This window comes from Endozoicomonas sp. PH6C, assembly GCF_059322965.1.
The window spans coordinates 4,536,734-4,549,919 of sequence record NZ_CP185342.1 but is presented as its reverse complement, the minus strand read 5'-3'; the positions used below and the strand labels follow the sequence as shown (position 1 = coordinate 4,549,919).

2 protein-coding genes are annotated in these 13,186 nt (G+C 47.9%); both read right to left on the bottom strand.

The features are described 5' to 3' along the window. Positions 1 to 2: 2 nt before the first annotated feature. Positions 3 to 6,188 carry a coiled-coil domain-containing protein gene (locus ACOMG9_RS17060; protein WP_448217777.1) on the bottom strand — a complete coding sequence of 2,062 codons (6,186 nt, stop codon included), beginning with the start codon at positions 6,186 to 6,188 and terminating at the stop codon, positions 3 to 5. Positions 6,189 to 6,266: 78 nt separating this feature from the next. Beyond that, positions 6,267 to 13,109 (bottom strand): hypothetical protein, encoded by a 6,843-nt coding sequence (locus ACOMG9_RS17055; RefSeq protein WP_448217776.1) that lies wholly within the window; start codon positions 13,107 to 13,109, stop codon positions 6,267 to 6,269. Positions 13,110 to 13,186 lie beyond the last annotated feature (77 nt).

Genomic DNA, 13,186 nt, shown 5'->3' with positions numbered 1-13,186 from the left:
TATCACGGAAAGCTTGATTGAGGGGCGTTTCTCTTATCATGATTGTGAAATTTTTGATCATCGCTCTTTTGCGATTCGTAAAAGGCTCCGAGAGTGAAGAAGTAGGGAATACTTTCTGCATGAGAAAACGACCATTTAGGTACATTTTCCCGGAAGTATTTCTCCCAGCCATTCTCAAACAGTTTCATGGTGCGATCACGACGTTCACGGAACTGCAGGTAATTTTCGTGTCGAGTCCAGCCATACAGGGTGTTGTTGGCTTTAACACGGCTTGCATATTCTTCATCGGTTTCACTGAAGCCCTGAGGTGAAGCAATAGCGGTACGCTGCAAATACTCATTGTACGTTTCACCCAGGCCGCACCAGCGATTAATTTTGTCAAGACTACGTCCAAGAGGTCCACCCAGCCATTGAGTGAGCATCTTGTTGTCGTTCATAAAAAAGTCGAAAGTGAGGCTTGACGCCAGTACGAATCCGAAGATTTGTGCATGGGTGATTCCAAATAAAAAGCTATGAACGTATGCTCCGAAAGTGGCTACCGGACCCAGCACCAGACCAGCTGTGGCCGAGGCCAGAGTCTTTATTTTTTGAGGTGTCACCCGGTGCAGCAGAGGTACCTGAACCCCTTGCCTGGAACCCATGGATTTTACTATTTCGGGCACCAGACGGGTAATACTGCGATACATATGCGGGTTAGCATGGTTTTGTCTGGTAAACAGCATAACGCCGGTTGCCAGCAGTATGACTGAAGATTCGGTCCTGCCAAAGGGCATGGCCAGCCCGAGCATTTCAGAGACTTGTTCAACTCCGCCGTGGTAGACATATTGGCCGGTTCGGTCAAGATCAATACCATAGTATTCCAACCAGTGCTGAAAAGGTATGATCATTCTGTGCATGTAATCCCCTCTGTTGGTGAGATCCAGAATGTAGATGCCCAGCGTGTTTAACAAGGACACTCCGGCAGCATCCCAGGTCTTAGTCGCTGCCAGTAGTGGTTTGTAGCTGATGTAGTACAAGGTGACAGCCTGTACCAGAGAGGCTGAAGGTTTGACCCAGTAATCCTTTAGCTGAAGCTCAACTGCGGTGGCCTGAGCTTTCATCAATGTGTCATGGGTAACCTTGATCAGTTCTGATTCCAATATTCCGGCAGCATTGGCGTAAGGTGTCAGGGTATCCTGAATATTGGCCAGAAATGCTGCTGTCCTGCGGCCATTTTCAAAGGCAATATCATCCAGCACGTAGTTGGCGATAACAGCTGTTGCGTACTCCTTCATACCGGCAACAGACTCTCTCATACCTGCCGGGCCGGTTGCAGTCACGGTCACGGGAATAAAGGCGCTGTGCATAAACTCTTCAGCGCCTTTTTCGGACAGCGTCCTGACAGCCCTCCAGAAGTGGTGCGTGTCGACGCCGTGTTTGTGGCGAATATAGTAATCAAGTTCGCCCTGTGCCGGATAACCAGGGGCACCTCCTTTGACGACCTTTACAATTCGGATGATCTTTATGTAGCTCTCAAGTTCAACCTTGCTAATCAAACCTTCACGGAGCAAAGTGATGATCTTGTTACCACTGGCAGAATGGCTGGCGAAGTATTCCGGGAAGCTTTTCAGGCCCCCAGGTTCATGCTCGACGAAGTGAATGGCTGTTTTGCCCATGTCGCGAATCAGGTCGTCGTATTGTTGGGCCCCTGTTTCTATCTGACGGGTGGCCCATGCCGACAGAGTTTCGACCTGTTTGATAGCACTCTCAGGTCGATTTGCAATAGGCTCGAGAGTGGATTCCGGGAAGGTCTTCAGGCTCTTGAAAATTTCCACCACCCGACTGGCCTGTTCAAACGACAGTTTGTCCCCGAGCTGCCCCTGTATGTGAATCACTGCAAATTCATTGTCAAAATCAAAAGCTGAAAGCGTGGGTGCTAACTTACGGCTTTCTCTTGCCGCTTTTCTCAGGCCAATTGCGGCTTCCAGAGCCTGTTTTTTGAGAGGGTGCTGCTGCGTGAATTTACGGATAGTGTCCAGAACTTTTACCTGTTTCGGCGTGTACTGGAAGGGACCAGAGTCACTGTCGACAGCTTGCTCTGCAGCCTTAAGGACTCCTTTTATTCTCTCAATGTCTGCTTTCCTTAATTCAATCTTGCCTTGCAGATCAGCCTGTTCCTGAATCAGGTGTCGGACAGTGCCACCATAACCATCATTTCCTCCATACTCTACCTTTCTGTTTCTCAGGGCATTAAGCCTTTGTTCAAGGGTGTCAGCAGGGGCTGGTTCAAGACCCACGTCTTTTTCAGTGGTTTCAAGAACCGCTTTATGAAAATCCGTCAGAGCGGTTTCTGCTTTTGATACCGCATCACTGGATTGCTCAAGGGCTAAATTCAGCCAGGCCATTTCGTTTTCCCGTTCGGCTTTAGCCTGCTCATCGAAGTCTCCTGGATCGATAACCTCGCATTTTTTACGCTCCAGATACTCTTGTGTATTCTTTGCAATGGTCACTTTCATACTCTTCCTGTCGTGTTCACGCAGAAAGTCTGTGAGCTGAGTGTACCTTTTCCTGTTATAAAGCAGTTGACCCAAGGCTTCATCGTCTTCGTTCTGACCATGAGAATCTGCACAGGATGCGGTGGCAATCAAATAATAAGATGCTTCCTCTAAACCGGGGTCACCTGTTGTCTGGATGTCCAGACCTGATTTGATTCTCAGTTCCCCAAGGATTTCATCTCGTTTTTCTGCACTGGATTCCTGCAGGAAATGCCTGATGTCTTTTAGTCGCTCTTTAGTGGTTTGCTCGTCACTTGCAGCCAGACCCAAGTCGATCTGAACTTCTTTCATTCTCTGGTTGAGAGCCAGGTTTTCTGTATCCGGGATATGTTGGAGATCAGCAAGGTTCCCCGCAAATACCAGGTTTTTGCCACGAAGCTTATTCAGTTTGTGATGAAAAGCTGCCAGATCATTTTCAGCTCCTTTAATTTCTCGTTTGGCCAAGGCGACATCACGATCAAGGACGAATCGGGGCTTGGGTCCCAGGCGAGCCATTTGTCTGTCAAGCTCATTCTCGATGGCTGCGATACGCTCATTAACCTCAGGCTGACCCACTTTGAACACTTCTTCATCCCGATGTTGAGGTGAGATACTTAGCGCGTTTTCCAAAGCGATAAGCTGATTTGCCTGTCGTTTTCTGGCTCGCTGATCCGATTCGTTGATCAATAAGTTGAGACAGTCACGAATATCGGAGAGCAAGACATCCACCGGCACCGGATCACCCTCCAGATCTGGCCTGTCAGTTGCCATCCGGAGAAGCTGGTCTATGTCAGCCAATTGGTCATTTGAGACATCACCGCCATCAAGTTTTGTAAGAACCCTTGCCAGTTTTGCTGCTGTGCCATCACTTTCACTGACTCTGTGACCGATGCCGAGATTGTCTTCCAGGAGTTGCAATATGATCCAGGCCCCTGACTCTTCCCGCTGTCTGGCTTCACTGATGTATCGACGTATGTCTTCAGAAATGATCTGACGATTGTAATATATATCTTCCCTTTCATTGACGTGACTCTGCTGCAGAATTCTTTCTGCGGCACGAAGTGTCTCAAGAACTTCAGGCGTGGCTTTGGACTGGCCTGGTGTGATGATGTCTTTCAGTTGCTCTTCCAGTGCTGCATTCCTGAGAAGCGTGGAATGCATTGTTGACCTCAGAGCATTGAGCTCTTCTGTCGTGATGACTTCATTCAGCTCACTCTGGTCTTGGCCAGGGGGCGCTGCCAGAGCAGATTTTTCGGGCCTGGTGTAAGAATTCTCTGAGTCCTGTTGTTTATTGATTGTTTGAGTACTGTGATGCAGGCGTTCTGGTTGGACATTCATTGTCTTGATTTTTTCGAGCAGGCATTCTTGTTGAGTCTCAATATCTGCATTGCTATCAAAATCCTGAATGTCTAAACGTGCGGCAATGGTTGCGAAGCGGGTTTTGATTTCAGCTGCTTTTGCAGTATCTGTTCTGGTGCTCTGTTGCTGAAGATGTTGAAACACCTCCGATCCCTGCTGCCGAATGCGCTGCTGAATGGCCCAGTGACGGGCTTCAAGGTCAGCGTCGTTATCCGGGCTCAGACCGAGCTGACCTTCAATGGTAGCCAGTCTGCGCCGGGTTCTCTCATTGGCCAGTGTTGCCTGATGTTGCATATGCTGTTGAATAGACTGAAAGCGGGCATCCAGATTGTTTTCATCGACCGGGGTGATACTGAGCTCGCTTTCAATGGCTGCCAGTTTTGCTTTTACAGTTTCTTTATCAGGCTGTCCACTTGCAGTAAATGTTGCGGCTTTGGCCTGATTGTTTTCATGGATTTTATTTTTGATGAGTCTGGTTTGTTCTTCGGGTGGCTGAGTATCATCCCAGTCAGCCATGCCAAGCTCTATTGCCAGTTCTGTGTTGCGAGCCCTTATGGTTTTTGCTGCAACGTCAAGCACCTCTTGTTTCAGGTATGGAATTCGATCGGCTTCCTGCTGAAGCATCTGATTCTGATTTTTCAGATCTTTCAGTTCGATAGCAAACAGCTCAATATTCTTCTCAAGTTTCTGTTCGATTTGCTCTACTCTGAGCTTATACTCATTCTGATCAATGGCAATAGCCATTCTTTCAACGTCTTCCTTCATTTCGTGAAGTGATTTTTTGTTTAGCTCGCCAAGTTCGGCCGCTTTTGCCAGCTCCTCTTCCAGCGTGTTTTCTAACTCAAGATGCTGACGGGCCACGTTACCAATCACTTTTTTAACAAATGTTGTATCTTCTCCAATAGCAAATTGCTGCATCAGTTTGTTGACAAAGTCTGTACCTTTTTGAACGTTGTGAAGAAAATGTCGACTCGTCAGAAGATCCTTGAATGCGGGTTTGAAACTGAAGCGTTTTTCGAGTTGAAACAACATCCAGCCCGGCGCAATAGCCGATGACGCAGCACCGACATGTCCTACTTTGAGTTCAAATTCATCGGTTCCGTATGAAGTAGCAATGGTTAATGCCTGCTGAACAGATTCATAGTACGCAAGCAATACTATTTTATCCTCTTCAAGTTCAGCATCGTGCTGTATAGCTAAATCAGCAGCAAACTTCTCCAGCAGCTCCATCTGCCTGCTTCGAATGACGTATTGGTAGCTTTTGACCTTACCTTTTTTAAACTGTGCAATGGGGTCATTATCATTAAGGTCGAATCCATCCAAGGGGGCATAGAGGCTTTCCACAAAAGTGAGATCGGTCGGATTCTGCTTCTGACCACGGAAAACAATAACCTTTCCCGTAGCCTCAGTTAGTTCCAGTTTTGGATAACCCCAAGGCACAGGATAAGCCTGAGTGTCATCCTCGACAGTGACAACATAGCCAAGAGGCTGATTGTAGTAGAAGAGCTTATCCAGAGCTCGCTGTTGTAAATCTTCTCCGAGAAGATAAATCTGGGTATAGGCAGAGGTGGCTGCTGCGAAAAGCGCCTCATCATTGACAAAGAGCGATTCACCCAAACGCTCCGGTTCAGGAGGCTGATCGCCTGCAGCGATAAGACGCATAAAAGTGCGCCCGTTCACTTCAATCTCACCTACTGTAAGGGCGGCAAGGGTGACATAGTGATCAGCTTCGCCAAGATTTCCCGCTCTTTCATGCGCGCCTTTCAGCACCCCGGCCAGTTGCTCGGGACTGGCGACTTTTGTTAACGGTTCCAATGGTCGGATACCACCTGGTTGAGTGCGAACAGCCTCAATTGAATCCTGACGGGTCATTCCGTCTCTGACTTCAATGACCAGTTTGCTGTCTTCAAGGTTATGGGTGAACCTGAATATCCCCTCATTACCCACCTTCAGGATTTTGGTGTACTTCTGAGCAACGTCATTGTCGTCTGTTTCAAACTGATCAACAGTTGAAACGCCACCCTGGATGTCAGAAAGAACGTCTGTGAAGCCTTCGGAAGGAACGTCATAGCCTGCTCTGACTTGAGTCTGATCAGGGTAAGTGGTGGTAAAGGATTTGGCTATTGGCTGCTGGTCATGATCCAAAGTTGGCTTAACCATGACCTCACTCTGGATAAACTCCACATGTTTATTGCCCTGAATATCGACAGATTTTATCTGTAGCCTGCGATCAGCGAGTGCCTCTGTTCCAATAACAGAAGAACTGATTGCAATGGCCACTGCAAGGCTTAATGCATTGGGGCCGACATTTGTCATTCTGCTGCCTCAGAGTAGGGTGCTTTTATTGCTGTGAAAAATATTGCTGTGAAAAATGATTGGACGGACAAGCAGCTTTTAATCAAGACTGTATGCTGCCGAGGTTGCAGGTAAAAAGCCTGATTGAGGGGCATTTCTCTTATCATGATTGTGAAACTTCTGATCATCGCCCTTTTGCGATTGGTAAAGGGCGCCAAGAGTATAGGAGTAAGGGATACTTTCTGCATGGGAAAACGACCATTTAGGTACATTTTCCCGGAAGTATTTCTCCCAGCCATTCTCAAATAGTCTCATGGTGCGATCACGGCGTTCACGGAACTGCAGGTAATTTTCGTGTCGAGTCCAGCCATACATCGTGTTGTTGGCTTTAACACGGCTTGCATATTCTTCATCGGTCTCACTGAAGCCCTGAGGCGAAGCAACAGCGGTGCGTTGCAAATACTCATCGTCTGTTTCACCCAGGCCCCACCAGCGATCAATCCTGTCAAGACTTCGCCCCAGAGGTCCACCCAGCCAATGAGTGAGCATCTTGTTGTCGTTCATGAAGAAATCAAAAGCGAGACTCGACGCCAGAGCGAATCCAAAGGTTTGAGCATAGGTGAACCCAGATAGAAGTCCGTGGGCGTATGATCCGACTGTGGCTACCGGACCTAATACGACACCGGCTGCGGCAGAGGCAAGCGTTTTCACTTTTTGTGGGGTCACCCTGTGCAGCAGCGGTACCTGAACCCCCTGTCCGGAACCCATGGATTTCACTATTTCGGGTACCAGACGGGAAATGCTGCGATACATCCGGGGGTTGGCATGGTGCTGTCTGGCAAACAACATGGAGCCGGTTCTGAGCAGAATGACTGAAGAAGCAGCCTTACCCAGCGGCATTGCAAGCCCGCCCAGTTCAGAGAGTTTTTCAAGTTCAGTGTGCCCGAAATATTGGCCAGTTCGGTCAAGATCAACACGGTAGCGCTCCATCCAGTGCTGGAAAGGTGTCAGCATCCTGTGCGTGTAATCACCCCTGTTGGTCAGGTCCAGGAGATAGAGGAAAGACATGTTTGTGAGCGATAGTACTGCAGCCTGCCAGGCGTCAGCCAACACCAGTAGGGGTTTGTAGCTGGAGTAGTACCAGGTGACAGCCTGTACCAGAAAGGCTGAAGGCTTAACCCAGTAATCCTTTAGCTGGCGCTCAACCGCTGCAGCATGAGCCTGCATCAATATGTCATGAATGGCCTTGATCAGTTCTGATTCCGATAGTCCGGCAACATTGGCGTAAGGTGTCAGGGTATCCTGAGTATTGGCCAGAAATGCTGCTGTCCTGCGGCCATTTTCAAAGGCAATATCGTCAAGCACGTAGTTGGCGATGACAGCCGCTGCATAATCTTTCATACCGGCAACAGACTCCTTCATACCTGCCGGGCCAGGGGCAGTCACGGTCACAGGAATAAAGGCACTCTGCATAAACTCCTCAGCACCCTTGTCGGACAGCATCCTGACAACCTTGCAGAAGTGAAGCATGTCGGCACCGTGTCTGCAGGCAATAAAGTGTCCAAATTCACCCTCTACCTCATAACCATCGACACCTCTGACGGCCTTCATAAAGTTCTCAAGTTCAACCTTGCTGATCAAACCTTCACGGAGCAAAGTGATGAGCTTGTTACCACTGGCAGAATGGCTGGCGAAGTATTCCGGGAAGCTTTTCTGGTCCCCTGGTTCATGCGCTACGTAATGAATGGCTGCTGAGCCCATGCCAAAGATTTCATCGTCGTATAGCTGTGTGCCTTTTTTCAACTCCATTCTGGCACTGTCCATCAGACGCTGGACTTCTTCCAGGGCACTTAGAGGCTGATCTTCCAGTGGGGTTGCCGGGGATTGAGTCTTCAGGCTCCTGAAGATTTCCACAATCCGTCCGGCCTGATCAAACGTCAGGTCGTCTCCGACCATAGCCCGCAAGCGAATCGGTGCAAATTCACCGTCAAAATTAAAAGTCGCAAGGTAGGGTACTAACTTACCATTCCTTTCTGCAGACTCTGCCAAACCCATTGCGGCTTCCAGAGCCTGCTTCTTGAGAGAGTGCTGCTGCATGAACAGGAGCATAGCTTTGCGGGCTTTTTCCTGCTTCAGTGTAAACTGAGAGGGGCCACCCTCATTCTGGACGGCGTTTTCTGCAGTCTTAAGAGTTTCCTTCATTCTTTCAATGTTTACTTTCCCGGCTTCAATCCTGGCTTCCAGACGGGCCTGTTCCTGAATCAGTTGCTGGATCTTGCCACCAGTACCATCAAACCCGCCCAGTTCTATCCGTTTGTCTCTCAGGGCAATAAGCCGTTGTGCACTGGTGTCTGAAGGGTCTGGCTTTAGGCCCAGGGCTTTTTCAGTGACCTCAAGAGCCTCTTCATTCTCCGACAGAATTTTTTTCGCTCTTGAAAAAAAATCACTTTTCTTCCTCGGGGTGGGAATCAGCTGCTCTCTTTCGTTCTTATTCCTGGTTTCAGCCTTCTCATCGATGCTTCCAAAATCGGTAGTCTTCTGCTTTTCAGGATCCGGATTCTCTTGTGCAGAATTCATTTCAACCATTTCAGAGGCCAGACCGACAATTTTCCTCTCGTAATCATGCAGGAATTGCGTGATCAGAGAGTACCTTTTCCTGGTTAAAGGCAGTTCCCCCAATGCCTCGTCGGCGGTATCGATTACGTCAGGCTCATGAGAACTTGTGGAGACTTTAATGAGATAATCAAATGCTTTCAGTGATCCGGAGTCACCTTTTGTCTGGATGTTCGGATCTTTTGCAGCAGCTTCCAGTGTATCAATGTCCTGACCTTGTAATTTGGCATCGATCATCTGAAGTAAACGTGTTAAGTACTCTAAACGTTCTTCGAGGTTTTTCTTATCATCTGCAGACGGAACCAATTTGCTCTGAGTTCGTTTCGTTGCCTGATTGAGAGCGCTGCCGTCCTCATCCGAGACAGGCTGGACACCATCGTGAATCTCAAACAACGATGGTTTGCGATGAGGATTCAGAGTCGCCAGTCTGCGATGATCATCTGTCAGTTCACTTTCAGCTTCATTTATTGCTCGCCTGACGGTGGCCAGTTCACGATCAAGAACGTATCGGGGTTTAGGTCCCAGGCCTGCCATTAGCCTGTCAAGCTCATCATCAATGGCGGCGATACGCTCATCGACATCAGGCTCAGCCGTTTTTTTAACTTCGACATCCAGCTGGTACAGTTTCTGCTCAATCAGACTGTTCTGTTCGTCGATGCTGGCATCGTCCTTATAGTCTTCAACGTTGAGTTGACGAGCCATTGCATTATTTCTGTCTCTTCTGACACTTTCATCTTCATAGACTTCGTTTACTTCATCCAATAATGCGTAAATTCTGGCTTTCAGAACATCCTTCTGGTCAGACAGGTTGGTATCTTTTTCTAATTCCACCTCCAGATCCCTGGCCAGTCTAAAAACCAATACCTCGTCTCTTTCTTTGGCAAAAGCGTTTTCATCCGGTTTGATGTTCAGCTTTTCCTCTATTGCTTTAAGCCATTTTGTCTGTTGATCTCTGGCTCGCTCCTCCCAACTCTCGACTTTATAGTCAAGACGCACTCGAAGCCAATCGAGTTTCATAGCCTTCTCATCCAGTAGTGTTCTGACTTCAACTCCGAGGGCATTATGTATCTGATCCAGCAGGTCTTCTGAAACATCTTCGCCGTCAAGTTTTAAGCGCACGTTGCAAAGCCTTGCTGCTTTGTCATCATCTTCATTGACTTTGATGTTGAGTATTTCCTCCATTGTTTCCAGTATTTCCAGAGCCTCTTCCTCTGCCCGCTGGGCAGCTTCTTTGATGTATGTCTGCATGTCATCAGCAATAGCCTGACGACGGTGGTAGACATCGTCCTCTTCATTGAGGTCTTTCATCTTCAGAGCTTTTTCTACAGCACCCAGTTTCCGGAGGACTTCCGGTTTGGCTCTGGGGTGCCCCGGAGTTCTGATGTCTTTCAGTTTTTCTTGCAAATCTGCAAACTCGATAACCTTGCTATAGGCTGCATCTATCAGGGCGCTTCGATCCTCTAATGTGCGCTCTTCATTCATCTCAATACCGAGAATGTTCGCCAGAGCATTTTCCCTGACCTTGAGGGAAGCTTCTTTCATCCCGTCCTGAACATTGATTGCCTCAAGTTTCTTAAGCCGGTGTTTTTGATGCGCATTGATGGTCTGTAGTTTCATAAGCAGGCGATCCTGCTGCGCAAAAATTTCGGCATTGCCGTCAAAATCCTCAATGTTTAATTGCGCAGCAATGTTTAAATAGCGGGCTTTGACTGCAGTCAGTTCTTCACTATATGTTCCGGTGCTCTGAAGAAGTTCCTTATCGAACTGGGCCAGCTTCAGCTTCTGCTTCAGTTGTTTTTGAATGGTCTGGCAACGGACTTCCGGCTCATTGTCGTTATTCGGGATCAGTCCGAGCTGTACTTCAATGGTAGCCAGTCTGTTGTCGATTGCCTTATCAGTGAGTTCTAACTTTTCTTGCAGGTGCTCTTGAATAAAGTGGTAGCGGGCATCCAGATCGTTTTCACTGGCTGGATTAATCTCAAGCTCGTTTTCAATGGCCGCCAGTTTTGCTTTTACAGCGTCTCCCCGAGGCTGTTCTGTCGGGGCATCTGTTGTCGCAACAGGTCGGCTGATTTCATTAATTTTCTGTCTGATGAGTCTGGCTTGCTCTTCTGGTGGTTCAGTATTATCCCAGTTCTCAATACCAAGCTCTTTTGCCATTTGAGTGTTGTAATCTTCTCTTTCTGTCAGTATTGAGTCACGAAATTCTTTTTGCAGCGCTGGAATTCGACTGACTTCTTCCTGAAGATCCTTTAACCATAATCGGTTTTCCAGTTGTTGATGCTGAAAAACTTGATGACCTGCCTGAGCTACCCGTTGCTCAAGTTGCTGATTAATGGCCTGATGACGAGCTTCCAGATCATCCTGGTTATCCGGATCCAGACCCAGCAGATCCTCAATAGCCGCGAGTTTTGTTTTAACTGTCTTTTCCTTAGACTTTTCTGTTACGGCAGCCGTTGAGGCAACTGCTCTGATGATTTCATCAATCCTCTCTATGATGAGTCTCTCTTGCTCATTGTCGGGCTGGGTATCATCCCAGTCATCAATGCCAAGTTCTGCTGCCAGTTGAGAGTTGCGAAATTTTGTGGCTTTCACTCTGGCGACACGAACTTGTTGTTCCAGCTCCGGGATTTGATCGGCTTCCTGGCGAAGTTTATCGACCCATTTTTTCACGTGTTTCCAATCTTGAAAAAGCCATTCCAGCTGCTCGTCAATTAGCCTCTTGAGTTCTTGTGCTCTCTGCTTTTTCGCTACGCTGATATTGGCTATTTCACTTAAATACTGTAAGAAGTTTTTAAGCTCGCCGAGTTTGCCTGCTTTTAAACTCAGCCCCTCCAGCTTGTCTTCCATCTCAAGCAGCTGTCTGGTCATGTCGCCAAAGACTCGGGTAGCAAACCTGGCGTCGTCTCCAAAAGTATCGGCAGACAATTCCGTTGCAACGGGTATAACTTTCTGAACTTGTTGAACAAATTGCTCGCTGGTCAGAAGATCTCTCAGTAACGGTTTGAAGTTGAAGTGCTTTTCGAGTTGCACCTGTATCCAGATTGGCGTCATGACCGAGGAAGCGACTTTGATATGTGCTGGTGTGAATTCAAATTCATCTGCATTATCGGGATTAGCACTGGTCAATGCCTGCTGAAGCGCTTCATAGCGTGCAAGCATCAACAGTTTATTTTCTTTAAATTCAACACCGAAATAGGCAGCCAGATCCGTAGCAAACTCCTCAAGCATTGCCATCTGCTTGCTTCGGATGATGTACTGATAGCTTTTGAGCCTGTCTTTTTTGACCTTTACCCTGACTGCTGGAGCGGGGGTATCAGCGATATCTTCCTCTCTCAGGTTTAAGAGGCCTTGTACAAAAGCAATATCGGTCGGATTCTGCTTCTGACCCCGGAAAACAATAATCTCCCCCGGAGTCTGTGTCACTTCCAGTCTTGGATGACCATCAGGCACATAATAAGCCTCTGTTTCATCCTCAGCGTGTACAACATATCCGACAGGTTTCTGGTATGCCAAAAGTTCATTCAGAGCTTCCTGTTGTAAAATCTCTCCCAGAACATAAACCTGGGTATAGGCTGAGGTGGCTGCGGCTAAAAGAACCTCATCATTGATATAGAGCGATTTATCCAGCCGCTGCAGTTCAGGAGGCTGATCGCCTGAAGCGACGAGACGCATGAAGGTGCGCCGGTTCACTTCAACGTCGTCTACTTTAATGGAGGCAAGAACAGTGTACTTATCCGCTGCGCCAAGGCTTCCTGCTCTTTCACTGGCGGCTTTCAATACTCCGGCCAGTTGTTCGGGGTCGGCAATTTTTGTCAGAGGTTCTAAACGTTCGGTGTCGGCCAATTGAGCGCGAACAGCCCTGATTGAATTCCGGGATGTCATCCTGTCTCTGACTTCAATGATCAGTTCCTTTTCTGCAAGGTTATGGGTAAACCTGAAGATCCCCTCATTACCAACCTTCAGAACTTTGGTGTATTTCTGAGCAACGTCATTGTCACCTGTTTCAAACTGATCAACACTGGAAACACCACCCTCGATGCCAGAAAGAACGTCCGTGAAACCTTCAGAAGGAACGTTATAGCCTGCTCTGGCCTGAGTCTGATCAGGGTAGGTAGTTGTGAAGGATTTGGGTATGGGTTGCTGGTCATCACCTAAAGTTGGCTGAATCCTGACCTCGCTGTGGGTAAACTCTACATGTTTATTGTCGGAAATATCGACAGATTTTGTCTGCAGCCTGCGATCGGCCAGTGCCTGGGTAGCAATAATGAAAGAGCTGATTGCAACGGCCACTGCAAGGCTCAGCGCATTGGGGCGAGCATTTGTCATTCTACTACCTCAGAGCTAAGTATTTTCAGTACTGTGAAAATCGATTGCCACAAATTGCCACAACCAATGAGGAAGCG

What these genes read in the sequence shown, in the direction of transcription:
- ACOMG9_RS17060 (WP_448217777.1), bottom strand. Translation starts at nt 6,188, where the DNA reads ATGACAAATGTCGGCCCCAATGCATTAAGCCTTGCAGTGGCCATTGCA.
- ACOMG9_RS17055 (WP_448217776.1), bottom strand. Translation starts at nt 13,109, where the DNA reads ATGACAAATGCTCGCCCCAATGCGCTGAGCCTTGCAGTGGCCGTTGCA.